At 65.0% G+C, this 23366-nt stretch carries 17 protein-coding genes; 13 read left to right on the top strand and 4 right to left on the bottom strand.

Going from position 1 to position 23366, the window contains the following annotated elements; all coding sequences use genetic code 11:
• Nucleotides 1-127: 127 nt before the first annotated feature.
• The 13 genes from ACFWFP_RS12990 to ACFWFP_RS12930 all read left to right on the top strand — a co-directional run bounded on the left by ACFWFP_RS12990 (nt 128) and on the right by ACFWFP_RS12930 (nt 18952).
• The gene (locus ACFWFP_RS12990; RefSeq protein WP_379294936.1) at nt 128-1324 is read left to right on the top strand and encodes a zinc-dependent alcohol dehydrogenase; all 1197 of its coding nucleotides are present in this window, start codon (nt 128-130) and stop codon (nt 1322-1324) included.
• Nucleotides 1325-1459: 135 nt separating this feature from the next.
• Complete coding sequence (locus ACFWFP_RS12985; RefSeq protein ID WP_379294935.1) at nt 1460-2743, top strand: acetyl-CoA carboxylase biotin carboxylase subunit family protein; 1284 nt, start codon at nt 1460-1462, stop codon at nt 2741-2743.
• 60 nt (nt 2744-2803) lie between these two features.
• Nucleotides 2804-4783 carry a CocE/NonD family hydrolase gene (locus tag ACFWFP_RS12980; RefSeq protein ID WP_379294934.1) on the top strand — a complete coding sequence of 660 codons (1980 nt, stop codon included), beginning with the start codon at nt 2804-2806 and terminating at the stop codon, nt 4781-4783.
• Nucleotides 4784-5390: 607 nt separating this feature from the next.
• Nucleotides 5391-8240 carry an FxSxx-COOH system tetratricopeptide repeat protein gene (fxsT, locus tag ACFWFP_RS12975; protein ID WP_379294933.1) on the top strand — a complete coding sequence of 950 codons (2850 nt, stop codon included), beginning with the start codon at nt 5391-5393 and terminating at the stop codon, nt 8238-8240.
• A 943-nt stretch (nt 8241-9183) separates the two neighbouring features.
• Complete coding sequence (locus tag ACFWFP_RS12970) at nt 9184-9621, top strand: hypothetical protein (protein ID WP_379294932.1); 438 nt, start codon at nt 9184-9186, stop codon at nt 9619-9621.
• A gap of 65 nt (nt 9622-9686) precedes the next feature.
• Entirely contained in the window at nt 9687-11807 is a 2121-nt protein-coding gene (locus tag ACFWFP_RS12965) for a tetratricopeptide repeat protein (RefSeq protein WP_379294931.1), read from the top strand.
• A gap of 756 nt (nt 11808-12563) precedes the next feature.
• Nucleotides 12564-13451 carry a universal stress protein gene (locus ACFWFP_RS12960; protein WP_379294930.1) on the top strand — a complete coding sequence of 296 codons (888 nt, stop codon included), beginning with the start codon at nt 12564-12566 and terminating at the stop codon, nt 13449-13451.
• A 296-nt stretch (nt 13452-13747) separates the two neighbouring features.
• The gene (locus tag ACFWFP_RS12955) at nt 13748-14851 is read left to right on the top strand and encodes a hypothetical protein (protein WP_379294929.1); all 1104 of its coding nucleotides are present in this window, start codon (nt 13748-13750) and stop codon (nt 14849-14851) included.
• 109 nt (nt 14852-14960) lie between these two features.
• A complete protein-coding gene (locus tag ACFWFP_RS12950) occupies nt 14961-15290 on the top strand; it encodes a hypothetical protein (protein ID WP_379294928.1) in 330 nt (109 codons plus the stop codon).
• Between the two features lie 653 nt (nt 15291-15943).
• The gene (locus tag ACFWFP_RS12945) at nt 15944-17308 is read left to right on the top strand and encodes a hemolysin family protein (RefSeq protein WP_379294927.1); all 1365 of its coding nucleotides are present in this window, start codon (nt 15944-15946) and stop codon (nt 17306-17308) included.
• The gene (locus ACFWFP_RS12940; protein WP_379294926.1) at nt 17301-18332 is read left to right on the top strand and encodes a hemolysin family protein; all 1032 of its coding nucleotides are present in this window, start codon (nt 17301-17303) and stop codon (nt 18330-18332) included. The genes ACFWFP_RS12945 and ACFWFP_RS12940 overlap by 8 nt, the downstream gene beginning before the upstream one ends.
• A 39-nt stretch (nt 18333-18371) precedes the next feature.
• Nucleotides 18372-18557, top strand: coding sequence for a hypothetical protein (locus ACFWFP_RS12935; RefSeq protein ID WP_379294925.1), 186 nt, complete (start codon nt 18372-18374; stop codon nt 18555-18557).
• Nucleotides 18554-18952, top strand: coding sequence for a MerR family transcriptional regulator (locus ACFWFP_RS12930; protein ID WP_379294924.1), 399 nt, complete (start codon nt 18554-18556; stop codon nt 18950-18952). The genes ACFWFP_RS12935 and ACFWFP_RS12930 overlap by 4 nt, the downstream gene beginning before the upstream one ends.
• A 232-nt stretch (nt 18953-19184) precedes the next feature.
• Here ACFWFP_RS12930 and ACFWFP_RS12925 read toward each other — a convergent pair whose 3' ends face one another.
• The 4 genes from ACFWFP_RS12925 to ACFWFP_RS12910 are packed head-to-tail and all read right to left on the bottom strand — an operon-like array spanning nt 19185 to nt 23365.
• Nucleotides 19185-19436: an acyl-CoA carboxylase subunit epsilon gene (locus ACFWFP_RS12925; RefSeq protein ID WP_379294923.1), complete on the bottom strand. Its 252-nt coding sequence runs from the start codon at nt 19434-19436 to the stop codon at nt 19185-19187.
• A complete protein-coding gene (locus tag ACFWFP_RS12920) occupies nt 19433-21043 on the bottom strand; it encodes an acyl-CoA carboxylase subunit beta (protein WP_379294922.1) in 1611 nt (536 codons plus the stop codon). Before ACFWFP_RS12920 ends, ACFWFP_RS12925 begins: the two co-directional genes overlap by 4 nt.
• A gap of 15 nt (nt 21044-21058) precedes the next feature.
• Nucleotides 21059-21892, bottom strand: coding sequence for an enoyl-CoA-hydratase DpgD (gene dpgD / locus ACFWFP_RS12915; protein ID WP_379294921.1), 834 nt, complete (start codon nt 21890-21892; stop codon nt 21059-21061).
• 9 nt (nt 21893-21901) lie between these two features.
• On the bottom strand, nt 21902-23365 hold the full coding sequence (locus ACFWFP_RS12910) for an aldehyde dehydrogenase family protein (RefSeq protein ID WP_379294920.1): 1464 nt from the start codon (nt 23363-23365) through the stop codon (nt 21902-21904).
• Nucleotide 23366: the final 1 nt, after the last annotated feature.

Raw genomic sequence — 23366 nt, 5'->3', positions numbered from 1 at the left:
CGCCGGACATCACTCAATCCGAGCGAACCGGGTCGTGGATCCGGATTGGTCTCGCGCAGACCGGGTAGGTGCCACCTATGGAATCGCGCGGACATCGAACATTTACAGGCAACCAGGAGAGGCAGTGATGAAGGCCGTTACTTGGCAAGGCAAACGCAAGGTCGCCGTGGACACGGTGCCCGATCCCGAGATCGAAGCCTCCACCGACGCCATCATCAGGGTCACCTCTACCGCGATCTGCGGCTCGGATCTGCATCTGTACGAGGTACTCGGCGCGTACATGAGCGAAGGCGACATACTCGGACACGAACCGATCGGTATCGTCGAAGAAGTCGGGTCGGCGCTCACCGATCTCGCTGTCGGCGACCGGATCGTCGTTCCGTTTCAGATCAGTTGTGGTCACTGCTATATGTGCGACCACGGTCTGATGACCCAGTGCGAGACAACTCAAGTGCGTGAACAAGGCAGCGGTGCGGCACTGTTCGGCTACTCCAAACTCTACGGCCAGGTCCCGGGTGGCCAGGCGGAATATTTGCGAGTACCGCACGCGGATTTCACCCATATCAAAGTCCCCTCTGGTCCGGACGACACCCGATTCCTCTATCTGTCCGACGTGCTGCCCACCGCATGGCAGGCCGTCGAATATGCCGAGGTGCCCGAGGGCGGCTCGCTCACCGTGCTGGGGCTTGGCCCGATCGGCGATATGGCCTGCCGGATCGCGGCACAGCGCGGTCTGAAGGTCTTCGGGGTCGACCGAGTGCCCGAACGGCTCGCTCGCGCAGCGAGTTTCGGAGTCGAGACCATCGATCTGGATGCTGCCGACGGCAAGGTCGCCGACGTCATCCGCGACGCCACACAGGGGCGCGGCACCGATGCGGTGATTGATGCGGTCGGTATGGAAGCCCACGGTTCCCCGGTCGCGGCCACCGCGCAATGGTCGGCGTCGCTCTTACCGGACGCGTTGGCGGAAAAGCTGATGAACACCGCGGGTGTGGACCGGTTGGCAGCGTTGCAGCTGGCTATCGACATCGTCCGGCGGGGTGGCACGATATCTCTGGTCGGCGTCTACGGCGGCATGCTCGATCCACTACCGATGCGAGTCTTGTTCGACAAGCAGATCCAGCTCCGCATGGGTCAGGCCAATGTCAAGCGGTGGGCCGACGACATCATGCCGCTGCTGGGCGAGGACGACCCGCTCGGTGTGGAAACCTTTGCCACCCACCGGCTCCCGCTCGCGGCCGCGCCCGAGGCGTACGAGATGTTCCAGCACAAGACCGACGGCGCCGTCAAAATAGTCCTCGACCCCTCCGTTCAGCCGGGCTGAATGGAGGGGTGGGGGTTGCCGGTGCGATCAATGCCCCCCGGCGAGCGTCACCGTGGCGATGGCGCCGATGGTGGCCCTGGCGTTCCGCGGGTGAGGCGCGTGTTTCGGACCGGCCGTTGCGGCTAGACCCCGAATATGAAGAGTGTTTTTGTTCCTGGTCTGACAGAGCTTCAACGAGGCCAGATCGGCACGGTCGATATCGCCGGTGGCATGCGTCTGCACGAGCTGCTCGACTACGAAGCGCTGGTCGAGGCCGAAGAGTTCGACTTCGAGCAGCTGCTCGACCGTGCCAGAACCGAGCTGCGGGCCTTCGATGGTGAGGTGGACGCGATCGTCGCCCATTGGGATTTTCCGACCAGCGTCATCGTGCCGATCCTCGCCGCGGAATGGGGGCTGCCCTCGCCCAGCTTGGACAGTGTGATCCGCTCCGAGCACAAGCTGTGGAGTCGGGTGTTGCAACGCGAGTCGGTACCCGAATGCGTGCCCGAATTCAGTGCGTTCGATCCGTTCGATCCCGACGCGCTCGACGGGATCGACGTTGCCTTCCCGTTCTGGGTGAAGCCGGTGAAATCCCATTCTTCCCAACTCGGTTTCGCAGTACACGATCCGGCGGAGTTCGCTGCCGCGACCGAAACCATCAGGGCCGAAATCGGCCGGATCGCGGTTCCTTTCGACCAGGCACTGGCTCATGTCACCGTGCCCGAGGAGATCAGGGTCGCGGGCGGGCGCACCTGCCTTGCCGAGCAGATCGTCACCGGCATCCAGGCCGCGCCGGAGGGGTCGATGGTGCGCGGCGAGTATCGGGTGCACGGGGTGTTCGATATGCGCAAGGACTCGACCGGGCACAGTTTCTCCCATCTCGACTATCCGGCGCGCACGGTCCCCGAGTCGGTGCAACAGCGCATGGTCGAGGTCACCGAGCGCTATCTGCGCCATATCGGCTACGACAACGGCTGCTTCAACTCCGAGTTCATGTGGGACGAAGACACCGACAAGCTGTGGCTGATCGAGATCAACACCCGGATCTCGCAGTCGCACAGCGACCTGTTCGCCAAGGTCGACGGCACCTCCAATCACACGGTGGCCATCGACGTCGCCCTGGGTCGTCTTCCGCAGATGCCCTATCGCAAGGGTGATTTCGCGGTCGCGGCGCAGTGCATGGTGCCCCACTACGAGGACGGTGTCGTTGCCCGTGTCCCCGACGAGAGCCAGATCGCGGCGCTACAACGGCGATACCCCGGCACGGTGGTCCGCACCGAGGTACAAGCGGGCGAGCGACTGTCCGAGCTGCCCAACCAGGACCCCTACCGCTACCAGCTCGCCACCCTCTACATCGGCGCCGGCGACCACGCCGAGCTCGAGCAGCGCTATCGCGACTGTCTCGAGGCAATGCCATTCCAATTCGAGGAGGTCGATTGAGTGCAGACGGTCGAATCGTTTCCCTGTGAGGTGCGGGTCACCGAGAATGTTTTCATCCCGATGCCTGACGGCACGCGCCTGGCAGCCCGGATCTGGCGGCCGGTGACCGAGGAACCGTTGCCTGCGGTGCTCGAGTACATCCCCTACCGCAAACGCGACCTGACCCGCGGGCGTGACGCGCTCAACCACCGGTATCTGGCCGGCCACGGGTACGTGACGGTACGGGTGGATCTGCGTGGCAGTGGCGATTCCGACGGTGTGCTGCGCGATGAATATCTGGCCGCCGAACACCACGACGCCTGCGAGGTCATCGCGTGGCTGGCCGAACAGCCCTGGTGCGACGGCAACGTCGGCATGATGGGCATCTCCTGGGGCGGCTTCAACAGTCTGCAAGTCGCGGCGCTTCGGCCACCGGCGCTGAAGGCGATCGTCAGTGCTTCGGCGACCGAGGACCTCTACGTCGACAACATGCATTACATGGGCGGGTGCCTGCTCTCGGACAACCTGTCCGAGGCCACGGTGATGCTGGCGTTCAACAGCCTGCCGCCCGATCCCGAGATCGTCGGTGACCGGTGGCGCGAGATGTGGCACGAACGTCTCGAGGGGAGCGGGCTGTGGATGGAGCAATGGCTCGAACATCAACGCCGCGACGACTATTGGAAACGCGCCTCGGTGAATGAGAACTACAGCGCCGTGCAGTGTCCGGTATTGGCGGTCGGCGGGTGGGCCGACGGCTACACCAACGCGATCTTCCGGTTGCTCGAGCACCTCGATGTCCCGCGACTCGGGCTGATCGGACCGTGGGGGCACAAGTACCCGCATCTGGGTGTACCCGGCCCCGCCATCGGATTCCTGCAGGAGCTGGTCCGCTGGTGGGACTACTGGCTCAAGGGCCGCGATACCGCGATCATGGACGAGCCGATGCTGCGCGTGTGGATGCAGGACAGCATCTCCCCGCACCCCTCCTACACGGACCGCCCGGGGAGGTGGGTGAGCGAACCATGCTGGCCCGCACCGAATATCGATTCCCGCCGCTTCGTCCTCGGGCGCTACTCATTGACCGCGGAGTCGACGCCGCCTCGCACCCTGGACCTGCAGTCGCCACTGAGTGTCGGTATGTTCGCCGGGAAGTGGGCGTCCTACGCCGCGACCCCGGACCTGCCCTCGGACCAACGCGACGAGGACGGTGGCTCGCTCGTCTTCGAGACCGAGCCGCTCGACGAGAGCTGCGAGGTGCTCGGACTCGCGACACTGGACCTCGAAATATCCTCGGACCGGCCGAACGCCATGGTGGCAGCCAGACTCTCCGACGTCGCGCCCAACGGCGAAGCGACCCGAGTCACCTATGGCGTGCTCAATCTCACCCACCGTGACGGCAGCGCGGCACCGCAACCCCTCGTTCCGGGGAAATCGTATCGAGTGCTGTTGCCGCTCAACGGCATAGCGCATTCCTTCCCGCCCGGCCATCGTATTCGGCTGTCGGTGTCCTCGTCGTACTGGCCGCTCGCGTGGCCCTCCCCGGAGCCGGCGATGCTGACCATCACCACGGGCACCAGCAGTCTCACCCTGCCGCAGCGGACCCCACGCGAACAGGACGAGCTCTTGCGGCCGTTCGGCGAACCCGAGGTGGCGCCCGAGTCGCCCACGACTCAGATCGAACCCGGCGAACACCACTGGAGAGTCGAACGCGATCTGGAGACCGGGATATCGACACTCGAGATCGAGAACGATCAGGGCACACTGTCTCTGGACGACACCGGCACCATCGTGCGACAAGCCAGCACCGAATGGTTCAGCTTCCGGGACAACGATGTCACCTCGGTGCGCGGCGAAACGAGAACGCTGCGTCGTCTCGAACGCGACGATTGGCGCACCGAAGTCATCACCCACACCGTATTGCGTTGCACCGAAGAGGAATTCGTGCTCGACGCGCAACTCGACGCCTACGAGCTCGAAGACTTGGGGTCGGATCCGCGGGCGCTGAGCACAAGGGTGTACTCGCAGAACTGGCACCGCCGGATTCCGCGTGACTTGGTCTGAGAACCCGACCTGTGTGTGGGCGTTTCCTTGGGCGGCCCTCGGGTCGGGTCAGGCCTCAGCAATGACGCATCTTGCGTGGCTCGCAGCTCTGGGCGTGGGGTCAGACACCCTCATCCGGCGTCGACTGGGTAACCTGGAACTGCCCGAGCGTTTGCGGTGTCGACTTCAAGGGGCGGCAGGCGAAGACTGCGACTGGGCGGCGCGCCGCGACCAGTGGACCCTGCCGCGCCGTGCGCGTCAGGACCACCCAGAACGGGGGCTAGCGCTGGAACGGGCATTGTATCGACGCCAATTCTGCTGGCTCGCAATAATCTACCGATGACGTCGAGATTTCCACGGCAGCATGCGATGTGAACCGGCGGGGATTAGCCTCGGGGTAGGTGGCTGCGGCTGGGCCGTGTGGCTCGTGTTCGGTCAGAGGGGGACAGAGTGAGCGCGACTGGGACTGTGTTGGTGCGGGTGGCCGCACCAACAGCTGTGGGGCTGCGGTGAGTACGGCGTTGGCAATAGCGGTGAATGAAGCAACGTCAGGGGAGATGTCGGTCGTGATCGACGGCACCCTGAGGGGTGACATATCCACTGGTGATAGTTCCGGGCCGGAGACGGCGTGAAGTGGCCTTCCCGCAAGCGAAGTAGCAAGCCGCAACCGATCACCGAGATGTTCACGCCAGCATCGTCAGCTCCAACAGTGTCGATCGAGGCAGCTGGCGATCGGTCCATCGCAACGGGAGGCGGAGGCTTTTCCGGCATCGCCCTCACCGGAGATAACGCTCGAGTGGTGCAGTTGCCTGCCGAAGCCCTGCGACCGGTTGCCGAGATCGACGCCCCACCAGGGCTGGCAAATTTGCCGGGTCGGCCGTTGCAGTTCGTCGGCCGCGACGACGTGCTGCAGAAACTCGATGCGGTGTCGGCTGATACCGGTCGCGTCGTGGTTCACGCGCTGCACGGATTGGGCGGGATCGGCAAAAGCACCCTGGTTGCGCATTGGGCGGCGACACGCCGCAACGGGTATGTCGCCATACGGTGGATCACTGCGGATTCCCCTGCCGGAGTCGAACAAGGTTTGGCCGGTTTCGCGGCCGCGTTGCAACCCGGTTCAGCACAAGCGTTGGTCGCTGCGGAGCTCGCCGAGCGCGCCTTGCAATGGTTAGCCACCCACACCGGGTGGCTACTGATCCTCGACAATGTCAATGACCCCGCCGATATCGCTGCTGTGCTGGCTCGTGCGGGCAACGGGCATGTTGTGATCACCAGCCGACTATCGACCGGGTGGCAGACCGATACTTCCACGGTGCGGTTGGATGTCTTGGAACCGGCCGAATCCCTGCAACTGGTCACCGACATTCTCACCGCGGGGAGTCCCCGTGAACTCGACGGCGCTGCCGATTTGTGTGCTGAGTTGGGTCATTTGCCGCTGGCCGTCGAGCAAGCTGCCGCGTATCTGGCACAGAACCCGCTCACAACACCCCGCGCCTACTTGGAGTTGCTGACACAGTATCCCTCGGACATGTACGTGCACGCGGCCGTCGGCGCTAGACCCGAACGAACTATCGCTCGGATCTGGAGGGTGACGTTGGACCGCATTGCCGCTGTCCGACCGCTGGCTGTGGACCTTTTACGGGTATTGGCGTGGTACGGGCCGAACAGCATTCCTGCCAGCTTGCTCGACGATCTCGATGATCCGCCTGCGGTGACCGCCGCAGTCGGTGTTCTGATCGCGTACAGCCTGATCACCCCAGATCCAGCCACCGCAACAGTGTCAGTTCACCGGCTCGTGCAAGCAGTCGCCCGCACCACCGACCCGGACGACCCACATCGCACCGTCATCGCGATCGGTAACGCTCGAATCCGCGCCGCCACCGCCCTCCATGACGCATTGCCGGACTGGAACAACCCCGCCAATTGGCCTACGTGGCGACTCCTCCTGCCCCACATCGAGGCCCTCACCAACCACACTGCACACGGCACCCGAATCACCGCAGCCATTCTCGATGCAACTGCTGGATTTCTCCATAACCAGGGGTCATCGATCCGCGCGATCGACCTCTTCCATCACGCACTAACTGACCTCGAGCGAATTCTGGGGCCTGAGGACCCCGAAACACTGTCCTCCCGCCACAACCTGGCCGACGCCTACCTTTCGGCGGGTCGGGTAGGCGACGCGATAATCCTGCACGAGCAGAACCTCACGAGTCGTGAGCGGGTTCTGGGCACCGACCACCCCCACACTCTGTTCTCACGTAGCAGCCTCGCCAACACCTACGAATCGGCCGGCCGGGTGGAGGAAGCGATCCTTCTGCACGAACAGAACGTCACCGATCGTGAGCGGATTCTGGGCTCCGACGATCCCCACACGATGCTATCTCGCCACAACCTCGCTTACGCGTACAAGTCGGCGGGTCGTGTGGGTGAGGCGATCGTGTTGCACGAGCTGAATGTGGCCGACTCGGTGCGGGTTCTGGGCCCTGATCACCCCGACACGCTGACTTACCGGAACAACCTCGCTTACGCGTACAAGTCGGCGGGTCGTGTGGGTGAGGCGATCGTGTTGCATGAGCTGAATGTGGCCGACTCGGTGCGGGTTCTGGGCCCTGATCACCCCGACACGCTGACCGCTCGGAACAATCTCGCCAACGCCTACCTGTCGGCGGGTCGTGTGAGTGAGGCGATCCGATCGCATGAGCAGAACCTGGCCGACCGTGAGCGGGTTCTGGGTCCTGATGACCCCGAAACGTTGGTCTCCTGCAACAATCTCGCCAATGCCTACAAGTCGGCGGGTCATGTGGATGAAGCGATCGCCTTGCACAGGCAGACCCTTCCCAGGCGTGAGCGGGTTCTGGGTGCTGATCACCCCCACACGCTGGTCTCCCGTAACAACCTCGCTTACGCCTATGAGGCGGCAGGTCGGGCAGATGAAGCGATCGCCTTGCATGAGCAGAATCTCGCCGACTCGGTGCGGGTTCTAGGCCCAGACCATCCTGACACACTGACCTCTCAAAACAATCTCGCATACGCCTATCTCTCCGCTGGCCGGGTCGGATCGGCGATCGTCTCGCATGAGCAGAACCTCACGAATCGTGAGCGGGTTCTGGGCGCCGATCACCCCCACACGCTGATCTCCCGCAACAACCTCGCCAACGCCTACAAGACAGCGGGACGGCTGGGCGAGGCGATCGCCTTGCATGAGCAGAACCTGGCCGACCGTCAGCGGGTTCTGGGCTTCGAGGATCCCGATACGCTGATCTCCCGCCATAATCTCGCCGATGCCTACGAAGCGGCGGGACAGACATGTAAGGCGATTGCCCTACATGAGCGCAATCTCGATGACGCGGTACGAGTTCTGGGCCCCGGTCATCTCAGCACGGTGAGTTTTCGCAACAGCCTCGTCAATGCATACAAATCGGTCGGCCGACTGGGCGAAGCGATTGCGCCGAGTTCGTCGGAACGCGGCCGTTGACCACAGGCGGCCCAAGCTGGTCGTAAGCCCTGACAGAGAATCTCGGTCGGCTACTCGACGGGCAGCCATCGAATCGTCACCCACGAGCCAGGATTCGTGGCTGGGCCCCGATTGCGAGTCCGCCTGACCTGTTCAGCGGGCTCCAGTCACGCTCGAGGTGGCGATGTTCAATGTTTTCGTACCCCAAGGCGATTGGTTGGTGCGCGCATGAGAGGGTGGTCAACCTTCGGAAGCGCGTAGGGATCTCGAGTTCTCGGGGTGGCGAGTAACCTGCCGCTGCTCCTGATGCCCGTCCTCCCATCCGGAGGCACTTCGGCATAAGCTTGTCGAAGCTGGGCATCCATATGCGATTCCCACTCGCCGCAGCACTCGGTTGAGATCGACCACATCATCAAGTGTGCAGCTCACCGCTAGTTCGGAGAGCGGATTACCTGGTTCCAGCTGGACCCTGCGATGGTAACTTGCTTCGTACTCGTCCGGTGATCGCCAGCCGAGCTTCTTCTGAATACGCTGGGTGTTGTACCTGTCGGCGACGTAGGCGAACTAGGTACACTCGGCGCCTTCCTTTGTCCGCCAACGGTTCCGGTAGACCAGCTCGGACTTCAGATGGAGAAGAAATTCTCCATGAGAGCGTTGTCGTAACTGTCACAGACGGATCCCACGACTGCGCGAGCCCGTTGTCGGCCAACGGTCAGCGAACCGGATCGCCGTTAGGTCGACCCACGACCGGAACATGCGCGAATGTTCGGAGTCGTCTGCACTGCTGGGTTCTGGTCGCACCGGGGTCGGTGCGGGTGAAGGGCAAAGTCTCCACCGGTCGGGTTCGGTTCATCGGTCCGCCGTGGTGGGTGAGGTCGACGGCTCGGGTGTTCGAACGGCGGTGTAGGCGGGTGCTTTCGGCTAGATTCGGCACTGTTGGGCGCGGTGCGATCGAGGGGGCGGGATGAGTTCGGGGTCATGGTGGCCGGTAGCGGTGCCGATCGCGGTGGCGGGGGCTGCGAGTACGGCGTTGGCGGTCGTGGTGAATTTGGCTACCGGGGACGGGCCGTGGTGGATGTGGGTGCTGGTCGCGGTCCTGACGGTGGCGGGTATCGGGATCTCGCTGTGGCTGTACTCCAAACAACAGCCGAACAACCCACCTTCGCGTTCGGTGGAGGCGAGCGGGGAGCGGTCTGTCGCGGTGGGCGGTGACGCACAAGCGATCTCCACCGGCGACAACGCTCCCGCACCATTGCCCACAGCACCCGCGCCGCCTCCGGCGTCGGCGAGGGAAGTGGCCGGGCCGCGGTCGGTGACGGCGAGCGGATCAAGGTCTGTCGCGATCGGCGGGAACGCCGGCCAGGTCTCTGCCGGTGATCAGAACGGACCGGCCACGCCGTGAACGATCACCAGCCGGAACCCGATACGAAGCCTGAGGATCCGGAAGTCCCGCCCGGTGGAGTGCAGGTGCATGCAGTGGGGGAGCGGTCGGTCGCGGTCGGCGGGAACGTCAACGCGCCCATCCAGACCGGGGACAACGCACGCGTCGTCCAGCCCCCGATCGAGGTGCTGTCGCGGCCGTTGGCCGAGATCGACGCCCCACTCGGGATCGACAACCCGGATGCGCCTCCGCCCTGGTTCGTCGGCCGTGCCACCGAGCTCGCCCGACTCGATACAGCCCTGACCGGGGACGGCGGCCCGGTGGTGGTCGCGGCGGTGCACGGTCTAGGCGGAGTGGGTAAATCCAGCCTCGTCGCCCACTGGATCGACACCCGAGCACACGCGGGCAGCCCGGTGGTGTGGATCCGTGCCGATTCCGCCCAGAACGTGGAACAAGGCCTGGCCGAGTTCGGGACCCGGTTGCAGCCGATACTGGCCGAGGTGTTGACGGTGCCGGATCTGGCCGAACGCGGGACGCAGTGGTTGGCCACCCACACCGGGTGGTTGCTGGTCCTGGACAACGTCGAGAACCCCGCCGACATCGCCACCCTCTCAGCCAGAACCCGAGGGAAGGGACGGGTGGTGATCACCGGCCGCCTGTCACTGCCGTGGCAGCCCGGCGCCACCGTCCTTTTCCTGGATGTGCTGTCAGCGGAGGAAGCCGAACGACTGTTGGTGGGTCTGGCGACCGCGCTCGGGCCTCGCGACCTGGACGGGGTAGCGGAGTTGTGTGCGGTATTGGGGTATCTGCCGCTGGCGATCGAGCAAGCAGGCGCCTATCTGGGGCAGGACCGGTTCATCACCATCCGCGGCTACATGAAGAAGCTGACCGACCAACCGGGCCCTACCCTGGACCGGGCCGCGGCAGGGGCTGATCCGCAGCGGACGATCGCCCGGATCTGGCGGGTCACCCTGGACCGGATCACCGACACCGACTCCACCGCGGTCGAACTCCTACGAGTCCTGGCCTGGTACGCACCCGACCGAATCCCGATCACTCTCTGCCACAACACCGATACCGACAACACTGGTCATAGCGGCGACGAGACGGACATCTCAGCCGCGCTCGCGGTGCTGGCTGCCTACAACATGGTCATCCCAGACCCCGGCAGCGAGAGCCTGTCGATCCACCGACTCGTCCAAACCGTTGCCCGCACCCCCGACCCCGCCGACCCGCACCGCAACCCCGAAGCGATCGAACACGCCCACCACCAGGCCGTCGAAACCCTCCACACTGGTCTGCCCGACTACCTGGACCCGGCGGCGTGGCCGACCTGGCGCACTCTGCTACCGCATGTCGACGCACTGACCAGTCACACCACCGCAGGCAGAGACTCCGTCACGGCCACTCTCGCGGAGATCCGAAACCACACGGGGCTGTTCCTGGACGGTCAGGGTTTGTACGCCAACGCTCTGGCCCATCTGCAGACCGCCCTCACCGACAATCAGCGGGTCCTGGGTGCCGACCACCTCGACACCCTGTCCACCCGCAACAACCTCGCCGCCACCTATTGGTCGGCGGGACGGACCGCCGAAGCGATCCCACTGTTCGAGCGCACCCTCGCCGACCGTGCGCGGGTCCTGGGTGCCGACCACCCCGACACCCTGCAATCCCGCAACAACCTCGCCGCCACCTACGAGTCGGCGGGGCGGTTCGCCGAAACGATCCCATTGCACGAGCGCACCCTCGCCGATCGTGCGCGGGTCCTGGGTGCCGACCACCCCGGCACCCTGCAATCCCGCAACAACCTCGCCACCGCCTATGAGTCAGTGGGGCGGTTCACCGAAGCGATTCCACTGCACAAGCGCACCCTCACTGACCGTGTGCGGGTCCTGGGTGCCGACCACCCGTACACCCTGGCCTCCCGTAACAACCTCGCACTCACCTACCAGTCGGCGGGACGGACCGCCGAGGCCATCCCGCTGTTCGAGCGCACCCTCACTGACCGTGTACGGGTCCTGGGTGAGGACCACCCCTCTACCCTGACCTCCCGCAACAACCTCGCCGCCGCCTATGACTCAGTGGGACGGGCCGCCGAGGCGATTCCGCTTTTCGAGCAGGTGCTTGTCGACTGTGAGCGGGTCCTGGGTGCGGATCATCCGCTCACAGTGCGTGTTCGTGGCAACCTCGCCAAAGCGAAGGGTTGAGTTCGTAGCGTGGTGGTGTTGTCGGTTTGGGGTACACCCCAACACCTCGGCACTTCGAACATTCACACCCCGACTGTCGATATTCGAATTCGCTGCACGAACATGCGAAGCGCTCTGAATTGAGGCGATGTCCATCACCTCGGCAGGGTCCATGTCTTCTTGTTCGGCGAGACTAATCAGCGCGGCTTCGAGGTGGTGGCCGCCGCCGAATTCGTCGACGCGCTCGGCCATCTGCTCCCAGCAGGTTGCACGGATTGACACACGATCAGTGGGTCCGCCGCGACACTCTCGAATTCCTTCGCGCGGTGGACAACAAGTACACAATCGACGCGGCCGCCCGATTCGATACGGCCACGCTTCCGGTTCTTATCGCGTGGGCTGTAGAACACCTATTCTTCCCGTTCGAACACGCGAAACGACTCGCCGAAGATTTCCGCACGCTCGCCTCGAACCGATCACGAACTCGCTGACCTGGGTAGCCGAAGACCGACCTGTTCGCACAGCGGCCTTGATCGACCAGTTCATCAGCGCGACGCCTCTCATTACAGACCGACCCGTTAGGCGAATCGAAACCCTTCGGGAGAACGAATTTCTCATCCGAGACGACAGTGATCAGCGGCGAGCGCTGGTAGTAGTCGCTCAATGTGAGGTTGGCCGCGCAGGGGCTCTTCACGCGCCGTCTTATAGGATTGGGCCGAGCACCGTCAGGAACACCACGCTTCTCCTACGTGAAAGGTCGAGGCCGTGTGCAGCCCGGTGGCCAGTATCCCGGATCGTGAGTTGGCGCCGGTCGTGGTCGGTATCGACGGGCACAGTGATTCGGCGCTGCGCTGGGCTGTTCGTGCTGCTGTGGCGCGGCGGCGTCCGCTCCGACTGCTGTGTGCCCTCGAAATCAGCTCCATTCGGTCGGTTTTCGGGCGCTTCGATCTGTTCACGCCTTCGCTGCCGGACACCGTCCGCGCGCAGGGCACAGAACGGCTCCAGAACGCGCGTGGATTGGTCGACATGATCGATCCTGGCCTGGAGGTAGCGGTCGAACTCACCGAGGAAGAGGCCGCCGACGCGCTCGTCGCGCGATCGCATGGTGCCCATCTCACGGTGATCGGCGCCGGGCGTGGCGGGAATCGGCTGGGTTCCACACTGCTGGCCGTGGTCGCGCGCGCGGCCGGGACCGTCGTCGTGGTGCGCGGCGATGACGACGCGCGTGCCGACCTGCCGGTCGTGGTCGGGGTGGACGGTAGCGATCTCAGCCGGGCCGCCGCGGCAGCGGCCTTCGCTGAGGCCGCGCTGCGTGGCGTGTCCTTGGTCGCCGTCCATACCTGGGACGACCTGCGCTTCGAGAAGGCAGCTGCCCCACCGGATCCGGTCGACGATGCCGAATCGATCGCGGAATCGAACCGGCTGCTGACCGAGGTGCTCGCGCCTTGCCGGGCCGAACACCCTGCGGTCGAGGTCGAATCGCAGGTTTATCGCTACAGCCCGGCCCATCATCTCCTCGAATGGTCCGCCGAGGCGCAGCTGGTGGTCACCGGGAGCCGGGGACGCGGTGGTTTCCGGGGCATGCTGCTGGGGTCGACGAGCAATGCGCTGGTCCAGCACGCGCGGTGCCCGGTCATGGTTGTCCATCGTGAGCCAGGGCACTGATGCCCTGGCCAATCAACTGAAAGATCATCACAGCGTATTCTTGATTGGTCGGCGACTATCCAGCGACCTTGTCTCGGTGTGGGAAATCGGGACGTCCGTCTCGAACTCGAGGCTCCATCCAGGATAAATCTGGAGAACCGGGTGCATACCAGGCATTCCAGACCGGAGTGTTCAGCATGCCCGGCAACCACTTGGTAACGACTCGGGTCTCTGTGATTCGAACGCGGGCATGGTCTGGACATACTGGTGATTCCGCAACCTGTGCACCTGAACAGAGACACTGTCGAGGAGTCCGCATGCTGCACATCGATGTCCCCACCCGCCGTGAGATCGCGGCACTCGCCTCGATGACCGCGCCCTGGTCGGTGTCGATCTACACACCGACCGAGGTCGATCCCGCCGAACCGGACGCAAGCCGCGTTGCCTTTTCCAATCAGGTGCGTGACGCGCTCGAGCGGGTCACGTCGGCCGTGGAGCGGGCGGCGCTGTCGGAGGAATTCGACGACCTGCTCGACGATCCCGAGTTCTGGCGGTATCAGTCGCGCACGCTCGTCGTGCTGGCCACCCCCGCGCGGATCCGGATCTACCGGTTGCCGAATCGGCTGCCGGCGTCCACCACGGTCGCTGATCGATTCCTGCTCAAGCCGCTGCTGCGCACCGTCACGTTTCCGCAGTCGGCCTATGTTCTTGCCCTGTCGGAGGGCGCCGCCCGGTTGGTCCATGTCGATGCCGAAGGCCCCGCGGTCGACATCACCCCACGTGATCTGCCGACCAGCGCGTCCGACCATGCCAAAAAGGCTTCGCTGGGGGATCGTGCTCCGAAGGGGCGGGTCCAAGGGTACGAGGGGCGAAAGATGCGGGTACGGCAGTACGCGCGCGCCGTGGACCAGCAATTGCGGACCGCGCTGACCGGCCGTGATGTCCCGCTGGTGCTGGCCGCGACGGAGCCCACCGATTCGCTGTTCCGGTCGGTGAACAGCTATCCGGATCTGCTCGATGAGAGCTTGGCGGGCAACCCCGAGCATCTCGGCCCGGACGAGCTCGCCGCCCAGGCGCGACCGATCCTGGACCGCTGTTACGCCGACCAACTTGCCGAGTTGAATACGTTGTTCGACAAGCGGATGTCGGAGGGTCGGGCGCTGGCCGATATCGCCGATATCGCCCGCGCGGCGACGTTCGGCATTGTCGGCATTCTCTTCGTCGACATCGAGACCGCGGTACCGGGCACGCTGGCCGTCGACGACGGCGCGGTCGAGTTCGGTCCTGACGCGGAAGGTCCCGATGTGCTCGACGAGATCGCGCGCCGGGTGCTGCTCACCGACGGCCGCGTGCTCGCGGTGCGCGGGCCGGAAGTGCCCGGTGGCGGTCCGGCCGCGGCAATCTTGCGCTACCCGATGTGAGAGAGGGCGGACATTTGTTGCGGGTTGCTCGGTGCCAAGTCGTGACGGGCAGCGATCAGCGGGCGTGGCGCTGCGCCGCCGAACTGCGTTGACGGAGCACACTGGAAAGATGGGAGTGCTGTGGATCTCGACCGGGTCAGGAGCGATTCGCGCCGAGGAAGTGGCCGAAGTCGCGGTCGCCAAGGCTAGTCGGGTAATCGGTGGACGCATCGGCCGCGACCAGTTCGCGGTGGTCCTTCGTTCCTTTCGCGGATCGCAAACCTCTGGCAAAACGGTCTCCCGCACTGTGTGGAACCACGCCGATGAAAGCGCGGCTGCTGTGGTCGCGCGCCGGTTGATCGAGCACCTGATTGTCCGTGCCGACTCGGCAGGGACATTGCGGGTCCTCGGCTCCGGTGAGATCGAGTTCGACAGGGTCGAGCGCGAAGCCGCCGATTGACCCCCTCGACCCTTGCGTGGCTGAGCGAAGAGTTACAAGGCATCCGATCTCGCCAAAGCGGGTGCGCGGACGTTCGGAGCAGTCGTCGACGTGCTACACACCGACATTCGCCACCGACGACGAGGTGTTCGGTCTGTATCGGAAGGCGTGCTGCACAAAGAACCTCGCGCCAATTGGTGGCCACTCGTTCACGAGCGCCGATGCCGACACCGTCGCGGAGTTGCTGCCAGCACGCCGACCTGACCGATGTGGGTGGGATCGCGGGTCGGACTGTGACTACCGCCGTTACGACGGCGTGGAGTGCAACGCCGTGATCGCGGCACAAACACCGAGTCGCGATTTCGAGAGCAGCTCCGGCGGTGTCCACATCCGCTGAACCGATTCGGGACGGGGGTGCTGACCGCGGTGATTCGGTCGGCCAGTGTGATCCAGAGGTGAGGTTGAGCACCCGTACGACCGCAGGCTGTGGGCGCTGCCGCTCTTTCGGCCTCGGAGGGAGGCCAATGCGGTCGGCCCTGGTTTCGGCGGCGAAACCATACAGTGCTACGTGTTAGTGTGGCGCGTATGCCGGATGGTGAAGTCGACGACGAAGTTCCGTCCAGATCGCTCCGCGGTGCGGCGCGCCGGTTGGTGCGGCGTGACGGGGTGGGCATGTGCTGACCGCGTTGAGCGTGGTTCTCGGAGTGGTTGTTGTTCTTTTGATCACCGCGGCGACCGGGTATTTCGTTGCCCAGGAGTTCGCGTATATGGCGGTGGACCGCTCTCGGCTCGCCGCGCAGGCCGAGGCTGGTGATTCTGCGGCGGGTCGTGCGCTGGCGGTGACGCGGCGGACGTCGTTCATGCTCTCGGGTGCCCAGCTGGGGATTACGGTGACCGGACTGCTCGTCGGTTATGTGGCTGAACCGCTGATCGGTCGTGGTCTCGGGGACATGCTGGGCGGGATCGGTATTCCGACCGCTGTCGGAATCGGCGTCGGCACTGTGCTGGCGATCGGGTTCTCGACACTCGTGCAGATGTTGTTCGGCGAGTTGTTCCCGAAGAACCTCGCGATTGCCCGCCCCGAGCCGGTCGCGCGCTGGTTGGCGCGCTCGACCACCCTGTATCTGCGGGTATTCGGTTGGCTGATCTGGCTTTTCGACCAGTCATCGAATGTGTTGTTGCGCGCGTTGCGGATCGAGCCGGTCCACGACGTGGAACATTCGGCCACACCGCGCGACCTCGAACACATCGTGGCAGCGTCTCGTGACGCGGGGGAATTGCCGCGTGAATTGTCGATGCTGTTGGATCGAATGCTCGATTTCCCCTCCGCGACAGCCGAACACGCGATGATCCCGCGCTCTCAGGTCGACCTGGTCAATGTCGGTCAACCGGTCGAGGCGGTGCTCACTCGGATGAGTGCCGGACACACCCGCTACCCGGTCGTCGGACATTCGAGCGACGACATTCTCGGCATCATCGAACTCCACGACTTGTTAGGCCGCGAGCTGACAGGCACCGCGGGCGACCATATGCGCTCTGCAGTGTTGGTACCGGAGTCGCTGGCGCTGCCCGACGTGGTCGCCCGACTCGGCGTCGCACGGCAGGAAATGGCGCTCGTCGTCGACGAGTACGGCGGCTTCGCCGGGATCGTGACAATCGAGGACATCGCCGAAGAGCTCGTAGGTGAGATCGCCGATGAACACGACTCCGGAACGACTCCTGAAATCGTTGCCGCAGAAGGTGGTTGGCTCATGCCGGGCGATATACACCTCGATGAGGTCGAGCGGGTAATCGGTGTGGATCTTCCCGCCGGGGACTATGAAACCATCGCCGGACTGATCATCGATGCTTACGGGGGACTGCCGCAGGTAGGTGACCGGGTCGAGGTCGCGGTGCCTCGCCGTGGCGCGGACTACATCGCCGAGCGGCTGGGTCCGGCTCGGACAGTGGAGGCTGTGGTGAGGTCCGTCGGCAAGCATGTGCCGTCGTCGGTGTGGTTGATCGTACGCACCGAGCAGGCAGGCGACACTGATGAGTAACCCGTGGGTGGTCGTCGCTGTCACGATCGCCCTGATCGCTGCGAGTGCGTTCTTCGTCGCTGTCGAGTTCGCGCTGATCGCGGCCCGTCGGCACCGGCTCGAGGACGCCGCTCCGAAAAGTCGTGCCGCTCGTGCGGCGTTGCGCAGTTCGGCGGAGTTGCCGGTGCTGTTGGCGGGTTCCCAACTCGGCATCACCGTGTGTACGTTGGCGCTGGGTGCGGTCACCAAACCTGCTGTGCACCACTGGATCACCCCGGCCGTCGAAAGGCTGGGCGCACCGCAGTGGTTCGCCGACGTCGCCGGGTTCGTGCTGGCGTTGATCGTGGTGACGTTCCTGCACCTGGTGGTCGGTGAGATGGCGCCGAAGTCGTGGGCGATCGCGCATCCGGAGAAGTCGGCCACGATGCTGGCGATTCCGATGCGCGCGTTCATGGCGGTGATGCGTCCGCTGCTGACTGCGTTGAACCATGCCGCCAATTGGTGCCTGCGCAGAGTCGGTGTCACCCCGGTCGACGAGGTCGATGCGGGTCAGGACTCTGCCGCGCTGCGCCACCTTGTCGAACACTCCGCGACCGCGGGCACGCTCGACGAGCGCTATCACGGAAACCTGACCAGCGCACTGGAACTCGAACAGCTCACCGTCGGTGACATCACGGTGCCGAACCCCACGCCGAGCGCGGTAGCGCCTACTGCGGGCATCCGCGACGTTCAGGACCTGTCGCGCGAGACGGGTCACCTGCGGTTGTTGGTGCGTGCCGGCGACGACATCCTCGGCGTGGTCCACGTGCGTGACAGTCTCACCGCCGTGCCGCAGACCACCGCGGCCGAACTGATGCGGCCGGTGCTACGGTTCGGTTCCGGCATACCGGTGTACGAGGCGCTGCGCGTAATGCGCGAATCCCGCAGCCACCTCGCGCTGGTCACCGCCCCGGACGCCGGAGCGGCGATCGTCGGTTTGGTCACCATCACCGACGTCCTGCAACGGCTGCTCCCCGCAGCTGCGGGCAAGGACACGAAAAGCTGAGCAGAACAATCAGTTTCACCACGACGACAAGGCAGAATTATGGGTGTCAGTCTGGCCGGGGGCGGCAACGTGTCGTTGTCGAAGCGGGCGCCTGACCTGACCGCCACGGGGTTGGCCCGCTACGATCTCACCGAAGATGCCTCGAGCGAGACCGCGACGGTGCTGGTGCTCGCCGACGGGATGGGTGGCCACCCAGCCGGCGAAGTCGCTTCGGTGCCGATATGACCGAAGCGCCGATTCGGATCGGTGAACTGGCCAACCGCGCCGAGGTATCGACTCGAACAGTCGACTACTACACCAGCCTCGGTCTGCTGAATCCGGCCGAACGCACCGCCGGGAATTTCCGGCTCTACGATCCAGCGGACACGGAGCGGATCCAACTCATCAAATGCTTGGAAGCCCAAGGCATCCCGCTGGAGGAGATCTCGACCGCCTTCGCTTCGCCTTGCGCAGATGTGGGTCCGATACTCGCGCGGATCGATGACGACCTGAAGTCTTTCCGGGCGGTGGCCGAGTCTGCGCCGGAAGCAATGCAGGGCCTGCTCGGGGTTATCGCGACTCGCGTTCACACCCTCCTCTACATCGCGCTCCAGATCCCTCCGGATATCCCTATCCTCTGACCGCTCGGGCCCGCCACAAGCGAGTAGGCGGCATCCCGGCACTCGCGCGCGGCTGTTCGAACACCGAAATCGCTGACACCCTCACTATCGCCGAACAAACAAAACCCGTATAGGTCGGATCGTCGGGCAAACTCGGCTTACGGGACCGGATTCAAGCCGTCGTCTCCGCGTATGGGGCGGGCATCGTAGTTCGCCGTCATCGGTGAGGGCCCAGGTTGGTTTGCCTGCAGCCTCATCCCACGCCGCCGGGGGCGGCCGCGAGGAGCAGATCTTGCGGCGAGGGCATCGGCGGGAGTACAGCCTCAGGTCGGCGGGGTGTCGTGAACGGTCGGCCGCGAAGATCGGTGGTGCGCCACCCAGGGGTGCGGATTGCGGTAGGCAGCCGGCGGGGTTGTGGGGCGGCGAGTGCGGTCAGAACGATGACCAGGGCGGCGATCTCCTCGTCGGTCGGGTTTCCGCGTTCGATATGCCATGAGCTGCTCATATCGGCTGGTTTCCGTGTTTGCGGTGGGGAAGGTCGGGTTGTTTGGTGCGCAACATCGACAGGGCATCGATCAGGCGAATCCGGGTGTCGGCCGGGTCGATGACGTCGTCCACGAGGCCTCGTTCGGCGGCGTACATGGGGTGCATGAGCTCCGTGCGGTACTGCGCGATCTTGGCCTCACGGACGGCATCCGGATTGTCGGCAGCGGCGATTTCACCGCGGAAGATCACGCTCGCCGCACCTTCCGCGCCCATGACGGCGATCTCGTTGGTCGGCCACGCCAGGGAGACATCGACCCCGATCGAGCGTGAGTCCATCACGATGTACGCGCCGCCGTACGCCTTGCGCAGGATGACCTGAACCCGGGGCACTGTCGCGTTGCAGTACGCGTACAGCAGTTTGGCTCCGTGCCGGATCACGCCGCCGTGTTCCTGATCGACGCCGGGAAGGAAGCCGGGGACGTCCACGAGCGAAACCAGTGGGATATTGAACGCGTCGCACATCTGCACGAAGCGGGCTGCCTTCTCCGCGGCGTGGATGTCGAGCACACCCGCGAGCACATTGGGCTGGTTGGCGACGATGCCGACGGTGTATCCGTCGAGATGGGCCAGCCCCACGATCACGTTGCCCGCCCAATTCGCATGCACCTCGAAGAAATCGCCGTCGTCGACGATTTCGGCGATCACGGCACGCATGTCGTATCCCGCGTTCGAATTGGCAGGCACCAGATCGAGCAGGGCATCACAGCGCCGATCCGCCGGGTCCAGTGTCGCATCGCGTGGCGGCAGTTCTGCGTTGTTCTGTGGCAGCAGGGTGAGCAGATATCGGACGTCGTCGAATGCGCTTCCCTCATCGTCGTACGCGAATCCCGCCACACCGGAACGGGTGGTGTGCGCCTCCGCGCCGCCGAGATCCTCCCGGGACACCGTTTCCCCGGTGACGGTGGCGATGACATCGGGCCCGGTGAGAAAAAGATTGGAGATACCGCGCACCATGAACACGAAGTCGGTCAAGGCGGGGGAGTAGGCCGCACCACCCGCACACGGTCCGACGATGACACTCAACTGCGGGATCACACCCGAGCTGCGGACATTGCGCTGAAAGATGCCACCGTAACCGGCGAGTGCGGTAACCCCCTCCTGGATGCGGGCGCCGGCGCCATCGCAGATGCCGACAATCGGCGCGCCGGTAGCGGCGGCCAGATCCATGACCTTGTGGATCTTTGTCGCGTGCGCCTCGCCGAGCGCTCCGCCGAACACGCGGAAATCATGGGCGTAGGCGAAGACCTTGCGCCCGTGCACCATTCCCCACCCGATGATCACACCGTCGGTGTGCGGTCGCGTGTCCTCGAGCCCGAAACCGGTCGCGCGATGTCTGCGCATGGCTTCGATTTCGGTGAAAGTGCCGGGGTCGAACAACAATTCGATGCGTTCGTGTGCGGTCAGTTTGCCTTTCGCGTGCTGGGATTTCGTGGCCCGTTCGCTCGGGCCGCTCGCGACCTGCTGTCGCAGGAGCCGCAGGTCCGTGACGCGTGCGCGCATTTCCGAACCGGGAAGATCGTCCGGCTCGGGTAGCGCGAGGTCTTCGGTTCCGATGGTGACAGTCATCGTCGTGTCCTCTGCTCAGTGCCCGGTCCAACGTGGTCGGCGATTCTCAGCGAAAGCGCGTGGGCCTTCCTCGGAATCGGCCGAATGCATACGCAACCGCTCCCAGCGGTAATCACCGGAGAACGCGTCGGCCAGCGGCATCGTCTGCGCGCGCGCCGCGGCTTCTTTCATTGCCCGCACCGAAAGGGGAGCGCTGGCCAGTAGGTCATCCACCCAACTCTGCGTGCAGGCGGCCAAATCGGGCAAAGACACGACTTCGTTGACGAGCCCCAGCTCGTAGGCACGGTGTGCGCTCATCCGACGACCCGTGAGCAGGTGTCCCATCGCGATCCGGTACGGCGCCTGCCTGCTCAGGCGGAATACCCCGCCCGCACCGGCCATCAGGCCGAGTTTCGCCTCCGGCAAACCGAATTGGGCATTGTCTGCGGCGATCACGACGTCGGCCGCGAGCGCGAGTTCGAACCCGCCGCCGAGCGCATATCCCGACACCTCGGCCACGATCGGTTTGGCGAACTCGAAACGTTCGGTGATCCGGGGAAAGCCGGGCTTGCCCGCGCTGCCGAACGACGACGTCGCGGTCTTCGCGTCGATCCGGCCGGCCAGTTCCTTCAAATCCTGGCCGACGGAGAACGCGCGCTCGCCCGCGCCGCTGAGCACGACCACCCAGACGTCGTCGTCGGCCTCGATGTCATCCCAGATCCGGGCCAGTTCCTCGTGCATGGCGAAGTTCATCGCGTTGAGCACCTCGGGTCGGTTGAGCTCGACCCGCGCGACTCGATTGTCCTTGCGGTACTTGATGATCGGCACCTCGGTGGCGGGCGCGGTGGGTGCGGCGGGCGCTGTCGTCATGGTGTCTCCTCAGAACGGGTAGCGGGGCAATTCGTCCTGCACGGTGATCCACTGCCAGCGGCTGAACAGGTCGGCGTTCTGTTCCGCACCGAAGCGGGCGCCGTTGCCGGACGCGCCGTTGCCGCCGAACGGGACGTAGGCGTTGTCCTCGATGGTCTGATCGTTGATGTGCACGATCGCGGTGCGCAGCCGTCGCGAGATGCGCTGGGCTCGCCGAGTGTCGGGTCCGGTCGCGATGGCGGCGACCAAGCCGTACTCGGTGTTGTTCGCCATCCGGATCGCGGCCTCGTCGTCGTCCGCGGTGAGTACTGGGATCACTGGGGCGAAGATCTCCTCACGTGCCACGGCCATGTCCTCGGTGACACCGGTCAATACGGTGGGGGTGAAGAAGTTCCGCTCCCGCTCGCCGCCGCACAGCAGCTTGGCTCCGGCGTCGATCGCTTCGTCCACCAGTCGTTCCGCGCGCACTGCCTGAGCGCGGTCGATCAGCGGGCCGAGATCTCGATCGGGGTCGGTCCACGGGTTACCGACGGTGAGTCTTGCGGCGCGCGCGGCCAGTCGTGCGGCATAGTCGTCGGCGATCGCGATGTGCGCGATATGGCGGCCCGCGGCCATGCAAACCTGCCCCGAGTGCAGGAATCCCGCCCAGGCACCCGCCGACGCGGCGGCATCCAAGTCGGCGTCGTCGAGCACGAGATAGGCGTTGTTTCCGCCCAGTTCGAGCGCGGCGCGTTTGAGTAGTCTGCCGGTCATTTCGCCGACTCGCCTGCCCACCGCGCTCGAACCGGTGAACGCGATCATGTCGACATCCGGGTGTTCGGTCAGCGCGATGCCGACGGCGGCGTCACCGGGCAGGACCGTGAACACGCCGGCGGGCAGCCCCGCCGTCGCCAACAGCGCGGCCAGTAATTCGCCACCGCAGAAGGCGGTGCGCGGGTCCGGCTTGAGCAGCACCGCGTTGCCGCAGGCGAGGGCGGGTGCGACTGCGCGGACGGCGAGCAACAGGGGCATGTTCCACGGGCTGATGACGCCCACGATGCCGAGCGGGTCGCGGCGCGCGAGGCTCTGTCTGCCGGGCGAGCCCGGCAACAGTACGCCGTGCGGGCGACCGAGAAGCTCTGCCGCGGCGAACAATTCGGTGACCGTCTCGCCGATCTCGAACCGAGCTTTGGCAACGGTGCCCCCGCCCTCGCGCACCAGCCACTCGGTGAACTGGTCGGCGGCATCACGCAGCAGGATCGCCGCGTCGCGCAGCAGCGTCGCGCGATCGGCGTGTGGCCGGTTACCCCAGGCGGGTTGCGCGGTCATGGCGGTGCGGGCGGCGGTGGCCACGTCGTCCGGGGTGGCATCGGTCAGATCGCGCAGTTCGTGGCCGGTCGCCTTCTCCACGACCGCGCGCGTGGCACCGGTGGCGGGCAGCCATGGCGCCCCGGGGATGACGAGTTCGGCGATGCCGGATGCGGTGACGGTCATG

This window comes from Nocardia sp. NPDC060249, assembly GCF_042728755.1.
Lineage (GTDB): Bacteria > Actinomycetota > Actinomycetes > Mycobacteriales > Mycobacteriaceae > Nocardia.
This window is presented reverse-complemented; position numbering and strand designations above follow the sequence as displayed.